The organism is Rhizobium sp. CFBP 13726 (assembly GCF_014841925.1).
Taxonomy (GTDB): domain Bacteria; phylum Pseudomonadota; class Alphaproteobacteria; order Rhizobiales; family Rhizobiaceae; genus Neorhizobium; species Neorhizobium soli.
The window spans coordinates 147,856-165,208 of the sequence record NZ_JACYUU010000004.1 but is presented as its reverse complement, the minus strand read 5'-3'; the positions used below and the strand labels follow the sequence as shown (position 1 = coordinate 165,208).

Genomic DNA, 17,353 nt, shown 5'->3' with positions numbered 1-17,353 from the left:
CGACCGTGCTGCCCCGGATTTTCCTTTTTAGCGGCAGTCGCGCCACTGAAGTTGGTAGACGATCGCTGCCTTCACGTCCTGCGTATCAACTGTCGCCATGGCCTCCTGCTTGCGCGTGGTATTGACGCGGATGCTGGAATTGGTGCGCAGGTTTACGTCCTCGCCGCACGCCGACCAGATCAGTGATTCCGCAACGAGCTTGTTTGAAATCAGATAATCCTTCTCGACCGGGCCGTTGAACGTTTTTGTGAATGCCGGACCACTTCTGCCCGCGAAGAAGTACTCCACATTGAACTGCGAGCGCGCGCCGCGTGGGAGCTGGTTAAACCCGCGGTAATCGATCGCGAGGACCGAAACACTGCGACCCTGCGGGACATGGACCGGTATGGCAACGTTGCAGGTCTTGCGGTCCAGGGATTTGCCGGTATCACCGCCGGCTTCAACAATGTAGTTGTCGAACAGCAGGCTGAGAGCCTTTCCATCAGGGCTGATGGTCGCCGATACGCTGTCAGAAGGGCAACCACTTCCGCCATAGCCTGGTGTGCCAAGCGAGATATCGTCTGCTTGGGCGGCCGAGGCCATAAGGAGAGATGCGAGCAAGAGACCTGCGGTTTTCATGGGGTTCCTCAAATTTTGTCGAACGTGGCGTTCGGTAGCGGCATGACGCGAGTGAGCTGAACTTCTCCTGAGTGGGACATTCATGTCGGAGTCATTCGCCTGATGCCAAATGTCAGTAGGAGAGTTAAAAGATTTTTAACTAAAAGTGGCGGTGAAGGTACTTTTCGTAGGTCTAATTAAGGCAATCCAATCACTTTGCGCGATAAACCGGATCCATCGAAGCAAAAAGCACTGACCGAGGAGATTCAGATGTTCAGGATTGGCACAACTTTGCGTCTTTCGGCTCTGGCGGTCAGCCTCGGCATTGGCCTGTCGAGTTGCGCTGCGACGGCACCATCCATCCGTTCCAGTGAAGCCGGACCATCTCAATCCTCGCGGGCTGCCGAACACCGGCGCGCGCAGAGGCAAAAAGCGATTGATGGCGGTTATCAGCGGCTTTATCGTCCTAAAGGATGCCGCTCCTCGACGGCATCATGCGATGGATTTCCTCGAATGTCGTTCAAGCTGTACACACCGGGCACGGCGACGACATAGAATTCACACCGAGCGACGCCCGATGGTGATCGTCTCTACCGCTCAAGCCCGCCGTCACATTTGCACAACCAGCCGGATCACTTCGCCCCGATGCAAGCGGTCGAAACCTTCGTTGATCTCGTCGAGCGGGATCTCGCCGCTGAGAAGCTTGTTCACCGGCAGGCGCCCGGACTTGTAGAGAGCAACGTAGCGCGGAATGTCGCGGACGGGGACGCAGGTGCCGATATAGCTGCCCTTCAGCGTTCGCTCCTCGGCGACAAGACTGACGATGTTGAGCGGAAGCGTCGCGGTGGGTGCCGGCAGTCCGGCCGTCACCGTCGTCCCGCCGCGCCGTGTCATCCTGTAGGCGCTCTCCAGCGCCTTTTCGGAACCGGCAAACTCGAAAGCGAAATCGGCGCCGCCATTGGTGAGCTGCCGAACCTTGTCGACCGCGTCCGCATCGCGTGCATTGACAGTCGCCGTGGCGCCCAGATCGCGGGCGATGCTGAGCTTGTCATCCGAGAGGTCGACGGCGATGACCTGCGCCGCACCCGCCGAAATAGCTCCCAGCAGAGCGGCAAGCCCGACCCCGCCGAGGCCGATGATGACCGTGGTCTGGCCTGCCTGGACCTTCGCCGTATTCACCACCGCGCCGACGCCGGTCAGGACCGCGCAGCCGAACAGCGCTGCTTCGTTGAACGGCAGGTCCTTGTCGATCTTGACGATCGAGCGGCGCGACACGACCGCGTGTTCGGCAAAAGCCGAGCAACCGATGTGATGATGGACCGGCTCGCCATGCGATTTCAGCCGAATGCTGCCTGTCAGTAGTGTGCCCTTGCCGTTTGCTGCAGCACCCGGTTCGCAGAGCGCCGGTCTTCCTTCCGCACAGGGAAGGCAGTGGCCGCAGCTTGGCACGAAGGCAAGCACGACGTGATCGCCGACCTCAAGATCGTCGACACCTTCACCCAGCTCCACCACTTCGCCCGCGGCCTCGTGACCGATTGCCATCGGCAGCGGTCGCGGCCGGCTTCCGTTGATCACCGAGAGATCCGAGTGGCAGAGCCCTGCGGCACGAATGCGCACAAGCACCTCTCCCTGCCCCGGCGGATCGAGATCCAGCTCGGCGATTTCAAGCGGCTTGCTCTCTGCATAAGGCATGCTCGCGCCTGTCTGGCGAAGCGTTGCGGCTCGGATCTTCATGTCATACCTCTCTGGAATCTGGAATGCGGCGCGTGAAAACTAGCATTGTCTGCACCGCATGCGAAAACTTCCGCCGTCGGTTTCGATCTGCGTGGCGTGCGGCGCCAGGAAATGCCCCGTCATCAGCATAGTCTCGGTGTCGGCGATATCGCCCAGCAATGCTGCCCGCGTAAGCGCGGACTGGGCCTGATTTTCGCAGCCCATGCAACTCAGTTGCGGATATTTGAGCTGGATCGGGTGATGGATGATATCGCCTGAAAACACGCATTCGCGGCCATTGGAATGCAGCCATATCGCGACATGGCCAGGCGTGTGGCCCGGCGCCGGTTTGAACGTGAGGCAGCCATCCAGTTCATACCCATCGTCGACCAGCACGACCTGACCGGTCTCCACGACGGGCAGAACGCTGTCGCTATAGGCTGCAAGATGATGGCCGCCGGGATCGGAGCCGTATTTCTCGGCCCAGTAATCGTACTCTGTGCGGCCAAAGATGTATTTGGCATTCGGGAAGGTCGGAACCCAGCGTCCGTCGATCAGCCTTGTGTTCCAGCCGACATGATCGGCGTGGAGATGGGTGCAACAGACATAATCGATGTCCTCGGGCTCAACGCCTGTTGCGCGAAGACGCTCGAGAAACGGGGTCGAAAGGTTGGACCACTGGGTGCGAGCGTGCCGTTCCTTGTCGTTGCCGACGCAGGTATCGATCAGGATCTTGTGCCGGCCGGTGTCGACCAGCCAGGCATGGATGCTGAGCCTGATCCGATCGCTATCGGCATCGTAGAAAGCCGGTGCAAGCCAGGAACGCTCGCGCTCGAGGATCTCGTCCGTAACGAGAGGGAAGAACGTCTTCATCCGGAACGATGTATCTTCCAGCTCCCAGATGGCCGAAACGGTGATGTCTCGAATGGCAAAACGGGTCATGAAATTCTCCGAAGTTCGGGCCGGCTCACGCGCTCGCGACAGCTGCCTGTTGCCGGACCGGCGGCCAACCGGAATCAGTCGATGTCGCAAGCCGGTTCAGCAACTGTTTCAGCACCCAGACCTCGTTTTCGTCGAGAAGCGCAAGGCAGTCGGCTTCGGCAGCCTTCAGCATGGCGACGATCTCCATCATCGCCTTGCGTCCCGCGCCCGTCAGATGCGCACGCCGTGGGGCTGTCCCGTCGATCTCGATCAACCCTTCGGCCTCGAGCTTTGCCATCGTCTCGTCGGTAATCTCGTCTCCGCGCGAGCGACCGATCTCGCTGATGGTGTCGAGTGTCCTGCCATCCTCATGGCCGAGCAGCGTCAGCACGGCATAGTCCGCGCCGCTCCATCCGCGCCGCCGGCGTTCGACCACCGCGTCGTTGCGGATCTGGTAGAAGACCCGTGAGATCTGGTAGATGAAATCATCGGGCGAGAGACTGCTTTCGGTTTTCTCGAACGAGGTGTTTTCGCCGGCGTGGCGAATGAGCCGGCCGTATTGCCCGCCATGGAAGACCAGCGGCGGTGTGCTCGAATGCTCGAACCCGGTGATCTCGCCTACGAAAATGATATGGTCCCCGCCTTCATACTGATGGGCGGTCCGGCATTCGAAACGGGCAGCGCAGTCTTTGAGCAGCGGAATGTCGCCGTCTCCCCTCTCCACGGTCAGCCCCTCGAACTTGTCTTCCTTCTTGCTGGCGAAAAGACCGGAGATGTCGCTCTGTTCGGCTGACAGGATGTGAACTGCGAAATGGCCCGCCTGCCGGAAATCGTCAAAGCTCGAGGATGTCTTGGCAAGGCTCCAGAGGATCATCGGCGGATCGAGCGACACCGAACTGAAGCTGTTTGCGGTGCGTCCGATATCCTGCCCGTCCGCGGATCGGGTGGTGACGACGGTCACGCCGGTCGCGAAGGATCCAAGCGCGTTACGCAGAATGCGTGGGTCGTTGGACATGGTGATTGCTCCCTGTCTTATTGATAGTTATGAATGGTACGTGCAGGTGATGCCGGTTGGGGCAGCGAGCCGCTCTGTTCGTCTTCGAGATCGGCACCGGCCGCCTCGCGCAACGGAATGATCGTGACGACCGACAGGCAGGCGGCGGCGATGATGTAGCAGGCAAGCGGTATCCAGCTCCCTGACCAGGCCCAGAGCGCGGCTGCGATCATCGGCGTCGGTCCGCTCCAGAGCACGGTTGCGAACTGATAGGCGACGGACACGCCGCTATAGCGGACCGACGCCCCATACTGCTCGGCGAAAAGGCTGGGCTGGGTGGATTGCGTCGTGGCCTGCCCGAAGATGATGGACAGGGTCATCGCAGCGGTGATCCAGAATACGCTCGCCGTATCCATGAGAAGAAAGAACGGCACGATGAAGAGGCCGTTGAAGATCATGCCCCCCATGAACACCCGCTTGCGTCCGATCCGGTCGGAAAGTCCGGCAAACAGGGGCTGGGCGATAAAGCAGAAGACGGCTGCGATCATCAGCGAATTGAGCGCCGTCGCCCGGTCGATGCCGACGACCGTCGTCAGATAGACCAGCGAATACACCGCTACGATATAGAAACTGGTGTTTTCCGCGGCCTGACAGGCGACCAGAAGCGCTGTCTTCTTGCCATGCTTGCCCAGCACGTCCACGATCGGCAGGCGCTGGCGTTCGCCACCGGATTTCAGTTTCTGAAAGCTTGGCGATTCCGCAAGGCGTCTGCGGAGGAAGATACCGAAGACGAGAAGGATGCCACTGAACAGGAAGGGCAAGCGCCATCCCCAGGCCATGAACTGCTCGGGCGTCGTCAATCCGCCGACAAGCGCCATCACGCCGGACGAAAGAAGAAGGGCCGCCGGAATGCCCATCTGCGGCCAGCTGCCGAAAAAGCCGCGCGTCTCGTTGGGCGCGTGTTCGACGACCATCAGGGTCGCTCCACCCCATTCGCCGCCAACCGCAAAGCCCTGCAGGAAGCGAAGCACGGTCAGCAGGATCGGCGCCCCGACGCCGAGGACGGCATAGGTCGGGATAAGACCGATCAGAAATGTGATTCCGCCCATCATGGTGAGGCTGAGGATCAGCATCGCCTTGCGGCCGATCCGGTCACCGAAATGGCCGAACACGATGCCTCCGAGAGGCCGGGCAATGAACCCGATGGCGAAGGTCGCGAAGGCTGCGATCATACCTGTGACCGGGTCGAATTCCGGAAAGAACAGTTTGTTGAAGACGAGTGCCGTGGCGGTACCGAAGATGAAGAAATCGTACCATTCCAGGGTCGATCCGATAAAGCTCGCCAGTGCGACCTTGCGGATGTCGGATGTTTGCGTGGCCATGAAGCTCCTCCCCGAGCTGTTATTGGCAATCGCATGGGTCTCCCTCAAGCCTCCAGCGGAAGACCCATGCGCAGGTCGTGGTTAGTTTTCGAGCGGGATATCGACATCCAGCAGGGGGGCGTGCTGCTGCGCACCGTACACGTCGGTATCGCCGATATCGCCGGCGGGGATCGCTCGCGGGAACGTCGCCTTGAACGCAGCGGCGGTATCGTAGGGCGTAAACAGCACGTCTTCTTCCTTGACGCCGTAGAGCCTGGAGAAAAGGGCCGCATTGAGCGTTCCCGTCGCCTTCACGCGGCGGTAGAGGTCGTGATCCTCGAACAGGACGTCGATCGTGACGTTGAAAGGACCGGCATTCTTGCTCTTGCAGATCTGGGCGATGTCTCTGATGAGGGCCATGTCACACCTTCTCGTATTCGATGGGGAACAGGGCGCAGGGATCGCTGACTTCGACCGTATGGAAGATGCTGAAGCGATACATCGGGCCCATGTCGATATCCGATGGACTGAACGGGAACGCCATGTTGCCTTCCTTGCACAGACGTCCGGGGAAATCCGCATGCAGCATCGAGGTGCGCGCCATGGCGATGACCGCATTGGCGATATCCGCGGTCTTGGCGACAACCTCGATCACGAAGCCGAGTTCGTGGCTGGTGATCTGCTTGACCGGCTCCCAGCCGCCCATCACACCGTCCTTGCCGTAGCAGTGGATGATCATCCGGTAATCGTCGCGTGGAACGCCGAAGGATTCGGCCTTCACAGCAACCTTCTCGCGGTGGGTGGCGAGATAGTCGTCGATCTGAGAGATCAGGATCGGATCGCGCGTGCCGCAGATCGCGATGGACCGGTAACCGGCCATCTCGACGCCTTCGAGCTTGATCGTGTAGCGATCGGCCGGCGTCCAGGTCATGCCGTCGATCTTGACGGCACGATCGCTGATCGCCTCGAACCGGCAATCGGTCGTATCCAGCAGACCACCGGGCTCGACGTGGTGGATCGGGCTCGAATTTTCATGCAGCGCGAAATTCGCGACGGCCAACGGCGTCGAGCGCCGGATCGGGTTCGGCGGCTCGCAGACGACATGGTCGTCGCGAACGCGAAGGAAGATGCAGTCCGGCTCCTTGGGCACGGTCGGCTCGGCGCCGCATTCCAGCATCTTGCCCGCATACCACGACGGTGCAGGCGCCATGCCGGCCCGGATGGCGGGTGCCGCCCACTGCGCCGGATCGCTGCTTCGACCGGCAAGAATGACCTGCGCGCCTTCGTCGAGTGCCTTTGCAAACGGCTCCGGCCCCATCATGCCGACGACGCGGGTAGAGTTGTCGATCATCTGCCGGTCGAGCGGCTTCATCTTTGCAAGCGGTTTCGTGAGGCCCTTCTCGGCCCAGCCGGCGAGGTCGCCCTTGCTTTGCTCGGAATGGATCAGCGCCATCTTGAACGACAGCCCCTCCTCCCGCGCAATTTCCCGCACCAGTGCTGCCGTATCCTGAAGATGCGGCTCGCCCCCTGCCCCACCGGACGTGCCGATGATGCAGGGAATACCGGCCGCAATGCTGGCCTGCAGCATCAGCCGCAGGTCACGCTTGACCGAAAGGCGCGAGCAGAAGGACGTTCCGGCACCGAGATAGTAGGGCCCGGGATCGGTACTGCCGCCATCGCAACCGATGACATGCGGCTCCCAGGACATTCCGATCTTGAGCGATTCCTCGGCATAACCGTAGCCGAGGATGCCGCTCGTCGAGAGCATTCTGAATTCTTTCATCACTCTTCTCCGACTGCTCGCTTATTCCGCAGCCTGGCGCTGGGCGGGATGGACCGGCATGGGAATGCCGAGGTTTTCGCGCAGCGTCGTGCCGGCATAGTCCTTCTGATAGACGCCGCGACGCTGGAGCTCCGGCACCACGTAGCGGACGAAGTCCTCGTAGGCGCCCGGTGTATGGGTGGCCGCCAGCACGAAACCGTCACAGGCTCCTGATGTGAACCATTCTTCCATCTGGTCGGCGACCATGGTCGGCGTCCCGCAGAAGATCGGAAACTCGCCGATCGTGCCGCGGCCCGAATAGTGCACGAAGTCACGCACGGTCGGATTGGGTTTGCCGCTCAGGGAGATGACGCGCTCCTTGAAGCCCGACCATGACAGCTTCTTCAGCTCCTCGTCGGTGAATTCGCTGTCCATCGGCTTGCTGGCGAAATCGAAGTTGAGCGCTTCCGACAACAGCACGACGGCATCGATCGGCTTGGCGAGCGCACGGATGTACTCGCGCTTCTCCTCGGCAATTTCCTGGCTCTCGCCGACGCAGACGTAGCAGGCCGGGCAGATCGCCACATCGTCGGGATTGCGACCGGCGGCAGCGACCTCCTGTTTGACAGCGGCATACTGTTTCTGCCCTGCCTCAAGCGTCGGGTAGACAACGAAGATCAGATCGCCCCACTTGCCCGCGAACTCGCGACCGCGGCCGCTCTGGCCTGCCTGGATCAACACCGGGCGCCCCTGCGCCGACGGCGGCACCGGCAGCGGACCCTTCGAGCTGAAATACTTGCCCTTGTGATCGAGCCGATGGACCTTCTTCGGATCGGCGAACTGGCCGGTCCCCTTGTCGACGATCAGCGCATCGGGCTCCCAGCTGTTCCAGAGCCCTGTCACCACGTCCAGGAATTCGTCGGCCCGCTCGTAGCGCAGGTCATGCGCAAGATGCTCGACGCGGCCGAAGTTGGCCGCCTCGGAATTGTTGAGCGAGGTCACGACGTTCCACGCAGCACGACCCTTGGTCATCAGGTCGAGCGTTGCGAACAGACGTGCCACATGAAAGGGCTCGTAATAGGTGGTCGAATAGGTAATGCCGAGGCCGATATGGCTGGTTGCCATGCCGATCGCCGTGATGATCGAGACCGGATCCATCTTGACGACGCGAACACCGTTCTCGACCGCTTCCTGGTGATCGTCACCGTAGATGTCGGGCATGGCCAGACGGTCGTCGAAAAAGGCGAGATGGAACTTGCCGTCCTCGAGGATGCGTCCGATGCGCTGGAAATATTCGGCGGACAGAAAATCGGTGGCGCCGGCAGGATGCCGCCATGAGCCGGGCGCAATCGAGCAGTTCTGCGCCTGCAGGAAGCCCACCATTTTCATCTGGCGTTTTGAAGTAGACATCGTTCCTCCCGTGTCATCGTCAATCGCAAATATGTGCGCAAACGTTTGCGCACTCCGATCCAATCGCTTTCTGGAGGAGATGTCAAGTTGGGAGCGAATATTTTGTCATGCAGCCCCTCTTTTTCGCATCGGTGCGGATGCGGAGTGACGCGACAGGGCGCAGCTGTTTTGTTATGAATCGGTATGAACTCAACACTGCCGCCTTCCACACCGCGCCGAGCGACGGTCGTCACCCTGTCAGCACTGGCAGGAGTCGCGCCATCGACGGTGACCCGCGCGCTCAAAGGCGACACGCGGATTTCCCAAAAAATGCGGGACCTGATCATCGGGCTTGCGAAAGAACACGGCTACATGCCGAACGTTCTGGCGCGCACCCTGTCTTCGGGAAAGAGCGGTCTGTACGGACTTGTCCTCGGACCGGCTGAAAACCCGTTCTATACGGAGCTGTTGCACGAAGCGACGCGACAAGCGGAGAAGCTCGGCTTTCGCCTCCTCATCATTCACGCTGGCGGCGGGCCTATCGAGGATACCACTGCGCAGGCGCTGATTCAGTACCAGGTCGATGGCTGCATCATCTCGTCGGCGATCCTGTCCTCGAAGGCCGCCGACATCTGCGCCCAGAACAACGTCCCGCTCGTGATGGTCAACCGCGTCGCACTTTCGCACGGATGCTTCGTCACCTGCGACAATCGTGCCGGCGGTGCTGAGATGGCGAAACTTCTGATGTTGCGAGGATGCCGTCGTTTCGGACTGATCTACACCTCCTCCACCAGTTCGACGTCTCGCGAACGCGAGGAAGGATTTGTCGCCGAACTGGAACAGGCCGGTCTGGCACTCTCGCTTCGAATCGACGGCCACTCCAATTACGACGGCGGTTTCGAGGCCGGTCGCGAGATCGCGGCGATCCCCTCGGCGGAGCGCCCGGATGCGATCTTCGCGTTGAGCGACATCATGGCCATGGGCGTCCTCGACGCACTGCGCCTGGCGTCGATCGATGTGCCCGGCGACATCCTGGTTGCAGGCTTCGATGGCGTTGCGGCGTCCGCCCGGCCGATCTACGACCTCACGACAATCCAGCAGCCCCTGCCCCTGATGATCCAGCGGGCCTTTGAACTGCTGCGGGCGCGCACGGTCGATCCGAGCCTGCCGGACGAACTGATCGCCATGCGCGGCAAGCTGATTGTTCGCGGCTCCACCGGCCGGGCATGAAAAAGGGCGCAAAAAGCGCCCTTCCTCGATCCAAAATCCGTGCAGCCTATCCCCCCGCTTTCGGAATATACATCACGATTGCCGGGAAGAAGTAGATGGCAAGCACGGCGAACAGCATGATGACGACGTATGGCAGAGCCCCGTACATCACCTCCTTCAAACTCGATTTCGCCACCGATTGTATCACGAAGAGGTTCATACCCACCGGCGGCGTAATGAGCGCGATCTCGATCATCAGCACGAAGTAGATGCCGAACCAGATCGGATCGATTCCGTGCACGCCGAGCGACGGGAGGAGAACCGGAAGGACGATCAGGATCATCGCGATCCCCTCCAGGAACAGGCCGAGCAAGAGCAACACCGCGGTGACCGCCAGCATGAACATGCCAGCCGTCTCGATATTAACGGCGATCCACTGGGAGATTTCGTAGGGAATGCGGTAAAGCATAATTGCCTTGCCGAATACGTTTGCCCCGGCAATGATCAGCAGCAGGTTCGCCGTGGTAAGACCCGCGCCGAACACCGCCCCCCGAAAATCTGCAAAAGACACGCCGCGGCGTATGCCGAACACGTAGATCAGGGTCATGACGAGGCCCACAGCTGCCGACTCCGTCGGCGTGAAGACGCCTGCATAGATCCCGACGATCATCGTCAGCGCAATGACCATGGTCGGCAGGGCGCGAAAGCTTGCAGCCATCCGACCACCCGGTCCGGATTCACCTTTTTCCGCCTTCGGTGCCGCCCCCATGAACGACTTGACGATGCAGTAGATCAGGAACAGCACGATCAGGAACAGCCCGGGCCCGACGCCGGCAAGGAACATCGAGGCGGTGGACTGCTCCGCGACCGCCGAATAGATGATCAGCGGAATGGACGGCGGGATGAGGATGCCAAGCGTTGCGCCAGCGGCGAGCGTTCCCATGACAAAGCGACGATCATAGCCGCGCTTGGTCATCTCGGGAATTGCCACGGTGCCGATCATGGCCGCAACGGCCACGGAAGAGCCCGAGATCGCGGCAAAGATGCCGCAGGAGATGATCGTTGCGATCGCGACACCGCCGCGCACGCCGCCGACCCATCGCTGAACCGCATCGAACAGGTCTTTCGCGACCCCCGCCTTCAGCAGGATATTCGACGTCAAAAGAAACACCGGCACCGCCAGCAGGATGAAATTGTTGACCGAGCCGAGGAATTCCATCGACACGCTGGCGAGCGGCACGTCCTTCATCAGGAGAAGAACGATACCCGTCGTCGAAAGCGCGATACCGACCGGTATGCCCGCAAACAGAAAGACGAAGAGCGCGACTAGTACGATAACGCTTTCCATATCAGATCTCCTCGTGCGCGAGTTCGAGCTTGCGTCGCTGCCCCGTCGCAACAAGCAGGATCAGTTCCAGCGCAGCCTGGACGAAGAAAAGAAAGAACCCGATCGCGACCGGCAGGTAGAAGAGCCAATAGGGGATGCGCAGGACACTCGCCGTAGCGCGGCCGACTGTCGCCGCGTCGATTGCGGCAACAAGCGCCTCGAAGGAGACGACGGCACAGGCGAGCGCGATGATCGCAAAGCTTATGCCTTCGAGAACGACCTTGGCGCGTTCGCCGACCGCATCGGAGAAAAGCGTGATCGAGATCAACTGCCGGCGCCCCATGCAGGCTGGAAACAGCAGGAATGTTGCCCAGACCATGCCGAGACGTGAGGTCTCCTCGACCCAGTCCGTCGGACTGTTGAAGAAGTATCGCGACGCCACTTCATAGGCGACGATGATGCCGATGAAGAGGTAGATCCATGAACTGTATTCACCGATCCTCATGATGGTCGACTCGATTGTGCCGACCCATTTCTTTTCTTGCGGGGGCATGGTGCCGTTCCTCCCAGACGTTTGCGTCTGACCCTCTCAGACGCTGCGCGAATGCGCGTTTCGCCGCGACGGTGGCACTGCGCCCCGCCCTTGTTTTTGGTGTCGTGCTTTTACATTGTGCCGACTCTGTGCGAGGCGGCGCGGCTAGCCAATTGCCGCTACTGAAGCTTTTGCGCTTCGTCGAAAACAGATTTCGCAAGGTCGTTTCCGTTGTCGTAGAACGACTTTGCGACAGGTGCCGTTTCCTCTTTCCACCGGACGATTTCATCCGGCGTGAGATCGATGATCTCCATCTTCTTGGCGAGAACCTCGCGCGTATGCTTGGTGGCATCGAAGATGCGATCCATGAGCACCGTCTCGAGTTTCGCGGCCTCCTCCTGGAAGATCGCACGAAGTTCGGTCGGCATCTTTTCGAGCGCTTTTTCGCTCATCAGGGCGAAATGCGTCTCATACATGTGGTCCGTCGCGATGATGTAGCGCGAAACCTCGAAGAGGCGGCGCTCCTCGACCGACGGCCATCCCGTCAGCCCGCCATCGACGATACCGCGCTGAAGCGCCAGGAACTGTTCGCTACCGCTGGTGACGACCGGAGCGGCTCCCACGGCCTCGACGAATTCGCTGACGGTAGAGCCGAACGTTCTGATCTTCAGGTTGCGCATATCCGCAGGGACATGAACTTCCTTGTCGCGGGTGATCATCGTGATGAAGCCATAAGGGATCCAGAACATCGCGCGCGACCCGGTCTGGTTGATCCTCTTGTCGAGTATGGTTCTGATCGGGGTTCCGGGCAGCACGGCGCGATCGAGCTTTTCGCGCGTATCGAAAAAGAATGGCACGGCGAACACGTTGAGAGCGGGCACGGTGCCGGCAAGGATGGATGCAGAGGCGATGCCGATATCGATTGTGCCGTTTGCAACCGCCTCGTCCATGTGCTGGTCGCTGACGAGTGAACCCGAGTCATAGAATTCGAAGGTAATTTCGCCGTTTGTCCGCTTCGACACGTTGTCTGCGAACTCCTTGATGACGTTGGTGAGGTAGTGATTGTGCGGAACGCTGGTGGCGACGCGAAGGGCCCGCTCGGCGGCGAAACCCTGTCCCGTTCCCATCACAAGAGCTGCCAGAACGACAGCAAGTGTCTTGAGCTTCATCTTATCCCTCCCGGTCAAAGCTTGCATCCGGTGACTCAGCCGCGACCTCCTTATCGCCGCTGCAGATGCGCAAACGTGTGCACTAACTTTCGCAAATTTGCCCGTCCCGTCAAGTTTTTTTCTGCCGACGCCCGAAATATCCTTCTTCTCTGGTCGTGCAGGATCGTCTTCAGGCACTGCCGCGCACGATCAATTTGCCAGGCAGGATGCTGGTCGTCGTCTCGTCGAGTGGAACGGTCTTGCTGGCCTGTATCAGGCCCACGACCTCGGAGATCATGCGGGTAATCGGCTGCCGGATCGTCGTCAGACGATAGGATCTCCAACCGGCCATGGGAATGTCGTCAAATCCAACGATCGAAAGATCCTCAGGCGCGGACAGTCCAAGTTCGCGGGCAGCATCTATGGCGGCGAGGGCCATGATGTCGTTGCAGCAGAACAGCGCATCTGGACGGTTTTTTGCTGTCAGCAGTGATAGCACTGCGCCGTAGCTGCCTCGGTAGGTGAACTCCCCGTTTCCCTCGGCAAGCACGGAATGCCCGCTCTCGCGTAATGCTTCGGAAAAGCCTTCCGCCCGGTCACGGTGGGTAGACGTGTTGGAGATCCCGCCGATGAAGCCTATCCGTCGGCGCCCCCTGCCGAGCAGAAACAGTGCCGCATCACGACCGCCTGCGTGATTGTCGCACGCGACCGCATTTACGCGGACATTGCGCTGGATCCGGTTGAGCAGCACCACCCGGATGCCATGCTGCCGGCAGGCGTTGGCCATTCCAGACGTCAGGCTTGCGGAGGTCACGACAAGTGCGCTGGGGCGAGCGGCAAGGATCTGCGGCGTCAGCTGGTCCATGTCCGCCTGCGGCGGGATGGCATAGACGAGCAATTGTCTCCCGACCGCCTGCAGTGCTTTTGCGAGCGTGTCGAGAACGAGTGGATAGAACGGGTTGGCGAGATCGCCTGCCACCAACGTCACTGTACCGGCGGAGATCACCTCGGCAGTACGGCGCGCCGGACTGCTATAACCCAACTGCGCTGCGACCTGAAGGATACGCTGTCTTTTCAACGGATCGATGGACGATCCCGGCGAAAACGCGCGTGATACCGCGGCGATGGAAACGCCCGCTTCATGAGCGACCTGCTTGGCTGTCGGCTTCAAAACAGACTCCATGAAATTTTTTCACGCAATGATGAAAACTTGCATTCAGCGTCGCTAGCACATTACGCTCGATGTCAAAAGGGAGGTGAGACATGTCAATTCGCTATATGAAACAGGGGAAGGCGGCCGCCGAACGCGCCGAAGATGACGCCAAAGTCAGGACGCTTGTCGAAGCGACGCTCAAGGACATCGAAACCCGAGGCGACGCCGCAGTACGCGACCTGTCGGCGAAATTCGACAACTTCTCTCCGGCCTCGTTTAGACTGACCACGTCCGAGATCGAGGCGGCAATCAACAAGGTGTCGGCTCGCGACATGGACGACATCAGGTTTGCCCAGACTCAGATCCGCAAATTCGCCGAAGCCCAAAGAGCGTCGATGACCGATATCGAAATCGAGACAATGCCGGGGGTCTTCCTCGGCCACCGCAATATTCCTGTCCAGTCGGTCGGTTGCTATGTTCCAGGCGGCAAGTACCCGATGGTCGCGTCGGCGCATATGTCTGTCCTCACGGCCTCGGTGGCGGGCGTTCCCCGCATCGCAGCAGCGGCTCCGGCCCAAAAAGGCGAACCCCACCCCGCCATCGTCGCTGCAATGCATCTCGGCGGGGCCCATGAAATTTATGTCCTCGGCGGCATTCAGGCGATCGGCGCGATGGCGCTCGGGACCGAGACCATTCGCCCGGTCGACATGCTTGTCGGTCCCGGCAACGCGTTTGTTGCGGAAGCTAAGCGCCAGCTCTACGGGCGCGTCGGAATAGATCTCTTTGCCGGCCCGACCGAAACAATGGTCATTGCGGACGAGACTGTGGACGCGGAAATGTGCGCCACAGACCTTCTGGGGCAAGCCGAACATGGCTACAATTCCCCGGCGGTTCTCGTGACCAATTCGGAGACGCTGGCGAAAGCGACGATCGCTGAAATCGATCGAATTCTCGGAATCCTGCCAACTGCCGAAACCGCTTCCGTATCCTGGCGCGAGTACGGCGAGATCATCGTCTGCGACACCTACGAGGAGATTCTCAACGTCGCCAACGAGATCGCCTCCGAGCACGTGCAGGTTATGACAGACCGGGACGACTGGTTTCTCGAAAACATGCATTCCTACGGTGCGCTCTTCCTCGGCCCACGCACCAACGTTGCCAATGGCGACAAGGTCATCGGCACCAACCATACTTTGCCGACGAAAAAGGCGGGGCGTTATACCGGCGGTCTCTGGGTCGGCAAGTTTCTCAAGACGCATTCCTACCAGCGCGTCACAACGGACAAAGCGGCGGCTGAGATCGGCGCCTATTGCTCGAGGCTGAGCATGCTCGAGGGTTTCGTCGGCCATGCCGAACAGGCGAACTTGCGGGTGAGACGCTATGGCAACCGCGACGTCGCCTATGGCGAAGCAGCCGAATGAGCGGCCTTTTCAATCTTGCCGGAAAGCGGGCGCTCGTCACCGGCGCCAGCCGTGGCATTGGACGCGCGGTCGCCGAAGGCCTTGCCGAGGCGGGTGCCGAGGTAACGCTTTGCGCGCGCTCGCGGACGGAGATCGAGGAGGCCTGCTCTTTGATGTCTACGCGCGGCTGGAGGGCGCGGCCGCTTGTGTGCGATGTCACCGACATTGCCGGCTTCCGCCGACATGTCGAAGCGCAAGCGCCGTTCGATATCTTTGTCAACAATGCCGGCACCAATCGCCCCAAGCCGCTGACCGAGATCACTGAAGACGACTACGATGCCGTCTTCGGCCTGAACACGAAGGCTGCAATTTTTGCAGCCCAGGCCGTGACGGCCGTGATGCTGAAGCACGGTAGGCGGGGCACCGTCATCAACATGTCCTCGCAGATGGGCCATGTCGGCGCGGCCAACAGGACGCTCTATTGCGGCTCGAAGTTTGCGATTGAAGGTTTTACCAAGGCGTTGGCGGTCGAACTTGGACCTGCCGGCATCCGCATCAATACCCTTTGCCCCACCTTTATCGAGACACCGATGACCGCCTCGTATTTCGAGGATGAGGAGTTTCGCCGCGAGACGCTGTCCAAGATCAAGCTAGGTCGCCTGGGACAGCCGGCTGACGTCGTCGGCGCCGCCATTTTCCTTGCATCCGACGCGTCGTCCCTGATGACCGGCTCGGCGTTGATGATCGACGGCGGCTGGACGGCGGACTAGTCCGCCACCGCCTGCTTCGCCCGGACGATCCGCATCAGCATTTCATCGCGCCAGGAGCGTCTGGCATCGAGATCCTGCTCTGCGAGCAGTTCGCGACGCTCCGCATCCGCCCGTGTCACCGCATCCGGCGCCCAGCCTCGGTCTACCCTGCGCTGATCGGCAAATCCGGCATACATCGGCCCGAGCCGTTCGGCATAATCTGCAAGCCCCTTCGGCGCGTTGAGATCGATGGTCTCGAACGGTCCCATGAACGACCAGCGCAACCCAAGCCCGTCGCGCACCGTGCGATCGATGTCTTCGGCCGTAGCATAGCCTTCCGCAAACAGTGCAAACGCTTCGTCCAGCAGGGCGCCCTGCAACCTGTTCAGCACGAAGCCGGGAATTTCGCGCGACAGCGACACGGCTGACTGCCCCACATCCTCCATCAGGCGCCGGACACGGCTCGCTGCCTGTGGCGCAGTCCAGGGCGTCGGGACGATTTCGACCAGCGGCACGAGATGCGGAGGATTGACGGGATGCACCACCATCAACCGCTCCCGGTTGCCACACTCCTCATAGAACGCCGACCCGGGAAATCCTGAGGTGGAACTGCCGACGATGGCATGGGCGGGAAGCACCGCATCGATCGCAAGACTGACCTCGCGCTTCACATCGATCCGCTCGAACGCCGACTCCTGTACGTAGTCGCAGCCCGACACAGCCTCGCTGAGGCTCCGCGCAAAACGGATGCGCGACAGGACCAAAGACACGTCGCCGCAAAGCCCCCCGGCCGCAAGATCGCCGACGGCCTTGTCGATCTGCGCGCCGATGACAGCCTCGGCGTTTTCGCGGGCATCATAAACGGTGACGTCCATGCCGGCTCGCGCGAAGACAATCGCCCAGCCCTGCCCCACCAGACCTGCGCCGACGATGGCAACGTTCCTGATCGCATTCATGTCCTGGATCTCCCCTTGTGAGCTGCAGTCAAAGGCAGCGCCTCCACGCTGGCTGTGTGAGCAAGCAGCAAAGCAGCCAGAGGGTCAATCGTCGATCATGCCAGTGAAAATCTTTCACGAAAGAAGGTGTCCCACCGTCGTC

16 protein-coding genes are annotated in these 17,353 nt (G+C 60.6%); 3 read left to right on the top strand and 13 right to left on the bottom strand.

The genetic code is table 11. The features are described from left to right. Positions 1 to 27 precede the first annotated feature (27 nt). The 8 genes from IFT66_RS17585 to IFT66_RS17550 all read right to left on the bottom strand — a co-directional run bounded on the left by IFT66_RS17585 (position 28) and on the right by IFT66_RS17550 (position 8,758). On the bottom strand, positions 28 to 618 hold the full coding sequence (locus tag IFT66_RS17585) for a DUF4360 domain-containing protein (protein WP_062577828.1): 591 nt from the start codon (positions 616 to 618) through the stop codon (positions 28 to 30). A gap of 588 nt (positions 619 to 1,206) precedes the next feature. Further along, positions 1,207 to 2,331, bottom strand: a complete 1,125-nt coding sequence (locus tag IFT66_RS17580) for a zinc-dependent alcohol dehydrogenase family protein (RefSeq protein WP_192078379.1) — start codon at positions 2,329 to 2,331, stop codon at positions 1,207 to 1,209. 39 nt (positions 2,332 to 2,370) lie between these two features. Then, entirely contained in the window at positions 2,371 to 3,252 is an 882-nt protein-coding gene (locus tag IFT66_RS17575; RefSeq protein ID WP_192078378.1) for an MBL fold metallo-hydrolase, read from the bottom strand. 25 nt (positions 3,253 to 3,277) lie between these two features. Then, positions 3,278 to 4,246: a flavin reductase gene (locus tag IFT66_RS17570; protein ID WP_062459172.1), complete on the bottom strand. Its 969-nt coding sequence runs from the start codon at positions 4,244 to 4,246 to the stop codon at positions 3,278 to 3,280. 17 nt (positions 4,247 to 4,263) lie between these two features. Further along, positions 4,264 to 5,607, bottom strand: coding sequence for an MFS transporter (locus IFT66_RS17565; RefSeq protein ID WP_192078377.1), 1,344 nt, complete (start codon positions 5,605 to 5,607; stop codon positions 4,264 to 4,266). 81 nt (positions 5,608 to 5,688) lie between these two features. Then, the gene (locus IFT66_RS17560) at positions 5,689 to 6,006 is read right to left on the bottom strand and encodes a DUF4387 domain-containing protein (protein ID WP_062459166.1); all 318 of its coding nucleotides are present in this window, start codon (positions 6,004 to 6,006) and stop codon (positions 5,689 to 5,691) included. Position 6,007: 1 nt separating this feature from the next. After that, positions 6,008 to 7,369, bottom strand: a complete 1,362-nt coding sequence (locus IFT66_RS17555) for an acyclic terpene utilization AtuA family protein (RefSeq protein WP_197978123.1) — start codon at positions 7,367 to 7,369, stop codon at positions 6,008 to 6,010. A 21-nt stretch (positions 7,370 to 7,390) separates the two neighbouring features. Continuing rightward, positions 7,391 to 8,758, bottom strand: a complete 1,368-nt coding sequence (locus IFT66_RS17550; RefSeq protein ID WP_192078376.1) for an LLM class flavin-dependent oxidoreductase — start codon at positions 8,756 to 8,758, stop codon at positions 7,391 to 7,393. 183 nt (positions 8,759 to 8,941) lie between these two features. Here IFT66_RS17550 and IFT66_RS17545 point away from each other — a divergent pair, with 183 nt between their 5' ends. Further along, entirely contained in the window at positions 8,942 to 9,967 is a 1,026-nt protein-coding gene (locus IFT66_RS17545; protein WP_082476356.1) for a LacI family DNA-binding transcriptional regulator, read from the top strand. Positions 9,968 to 10,013: 46 nt separating this feature from the next. Here IFT66_RS17545 and IFT66_RS17540 read toward each other — a convergent pair whose 3' ends face one another. From IFT66_RS17540 to IFT66_RS17525, 4 genes are all read right to left on the bottom strand, one after another. After that, positions 10,014 to 11,294, bottom strand: a complete 1,281-nt coding sequence (locus IFT66_RS17540) for a TRAP transporter large permease (RefSeq protein WP_174197547.1) — start codon at positions 11,292 to 11,294, stop codon at positions 10,014 to 10,016. A gap of 1 nt (position 11,295) precedes the next feature. Continuing rightward, positions 11,296 to 11,826 (bottom strand): TRAP transporter small permease, encoded by a 531-nt coding sequence (locus tag IFT66_RS17535; protein ID WP_062459152.1) that lies wholly within the window; start codon positions 11,824 to 11,826, stop codon positions 11,296 to 11,298. A gap of 158 nt (positions 11,827 to 11,984) precedes the next feature. Then, positions 11,985 to 12,974, bottom strand: coding sequence for a TRAP transporter substrate-binding protein (locus IFT66_RS17530; RefSeq protein WP_192078375.1), 990 nt, complete (start codon positions 12,972 to 12,974; stop codon positions 11,985 to 11,987). 169 nt (positions 12,975 to 13,143) lie between these two features. Beyond that, positions 13,144 to 14,136: a LacI family DNA-binding transcriptional regulator gene (locus IFT66_RS17525; RefSeq protein WP_113111597.1), complete on the bottom strand. Its 993-nt coding sequence runs from the start codon at positions 14,134 to 14,136 to the stop codon at positions 13,144 to 13,146. 80 nt (positions 14,137 to 14,216) lie between these two features. Between IFT66_RS17525 and hisD the strand changes: the two genes are divergently transcribed. Both hisD and IFT66_RS17515 read left to right on the top strand, forming a co-directional pair. Further along, on the top strand, positions 14,217 to 15,527 hold the full coding sequence (gene hisD / locus IFT66_RS17520; protein ID WP_192078374.1) for a histidinol dehydrogenase: 1,311 nt from the start codon (positions 14,217 to 14,219) through the stop codon (positions 15,525 to 15,527). Continuing rightward, on the top strand, positions 15,524 to 16,276 hold the full coding sequence (locus IFT66_RS17515; RefSeq protein ID WP_092662853.1) for an SDR family NAD(P)-dependent oxidoreductase: 753 nt from the start codon (positions 15,524 to 15,526) through the stop codon (positions 16,274 to 16,276). The genes hisD and IFT66_RS17515 overlap by 4 nt, the downstream gene beginning before the upstream one ends. Here the strand turns inward: IFT66_RS17515 and IFT66_RS17510 are convergent. Continuing rightward, positions 16,273 to 17,211 carry a 3-hydroxyacyl-CoA dehydrogenase gene (locus tag IFT66_RS17510; RefSeq protein ID WP_192078373.1) on the bottom strand — a complete coding sequence of 313 codons (939 nt, stop codon included), beginning with the start codon at positions 17,209 to 17,211 and terminating at the stop codon, positions 16,273 to 16,275. The genes IFT66_RS17515 and IFT66_RS17510 overlap by 4 nt on opposite strands. Positions 17,212 to 17,353: the final 142 nt, after the last annotated feature.

Bases quoted from the DNA above. Each gene is read 5' to 3' on its own strand.
- IFT66_RS17585 (WP_062577828.1), bottom strand. From the start codon at position 618: ATGAAAACCGCAGGTCTCTTGCTCGCATCTCTCCTTATGGCCTCGGCC.
- IFT66_RS17580 (WP_192078379.1), bottom strand. From the start codon at position 2,331: ATGAAGATCCGAGCCGCAACGCTTCGCCAGACAGGCGCGAGCATGCCT.
- IFT66_RS17575 (WP_192078378.1), bottom strand. From the start codon at position 3,252: ATGACCCGTTTTGCCATTCGAGACATCACCGTTTCGGCCATCTGGGAG.
- IFT66_RS17570 (WP_062459172.1), bottom strand. From the start codon at position 4,246: ATGTCCAACGACCCACGCATTCTGCGTAACGCGCTTGGATCCTTCGCG.
- IFT66_RS17565 (WP_192078377.1), bottom strand. From the start codon at position 5,607: ATGGCCACGCAAACATCCGACATCCGCAAGGTCGCACTGGCGAGCTTT.
- IFT66_RS17560 (WP_062459166.1), bottom strand. From the start codon at position 6,006: ATGGCCCTCATCAGAGACATCGCCCAGATCTGCAAGAGCAAGAATGCC.
- IFT66_RS17555 (WP_197978123.1), bottom strand. From the start codon at position 7,369: ATGAAAGAATTCAGAATGCTCTCGACGAGCGGCATCCTCGGCTACGGT.
- IFT66_RS17550 (WP_192078376.1), bottom strand. From the start codon at position 8,758: ATGTCTACTTCAAAACGCCAGATGAAAATGGTGGGCTTCCTGCAGGCG.
- IFT66_RS17545 (WP_082476356.1), top strand. From the start codon at position 8,942: ATGAACTCAACACTGCCGCCTTCCACACCGCGCCGAGCGACGGTCGTC.
- IFT66_RS17540 (WP_174197547.1), bottom strand. From the start codon at position 11,294: ATGGAAAGCGTTATCGTACTAGTCGCGCTCTTCGTCTTTCTGTTTGCG.
- IFT66_RS17535 (WP_062459152.1), bottom strand. From the start codon at position 11,826: ATGCCCCCGCAAGAAAAGAAATGGGTCGGCACAATCGAGTCGACCATC.
- IFT66_RS17530 (WP_192078375.1), bottom strand. From the start codon at position 12,974: ATGAAGCTCAAGACACTTGCTGTCGTTCTGGCAGCTCTTGTGATGGGA.
- IFT66_RS17525 (WP_113111597.1), bottom strand. From the start codon at position 14,136: ATGGAGTCTGTTTTGAAGCCGACAGCCAAGCAGGTCGCTCATGAAGCG.
- hisD (WP_192078374.1), top strand. From the start codon at position 14,217: ATGTCAATTCGCTATATGAAACAGGGGAAGGCGGCCGCCGAACGCGCC.
- IFT66_RS17515 (WP_092662853.1), top strand. From the start codon at position 15,524: ATGAGCGGCCTTTTCAATCTTGCCGGAAAGCGGGCGCTCGTCACCGGC.
- IFT66_RS17510 (WP_192078373.1), bottom strand. From the start codon at position 17,211: ATGAATGCGATCAGGAACGTTGCCATCGTCGGCGCAGGTCTGGTGGGG.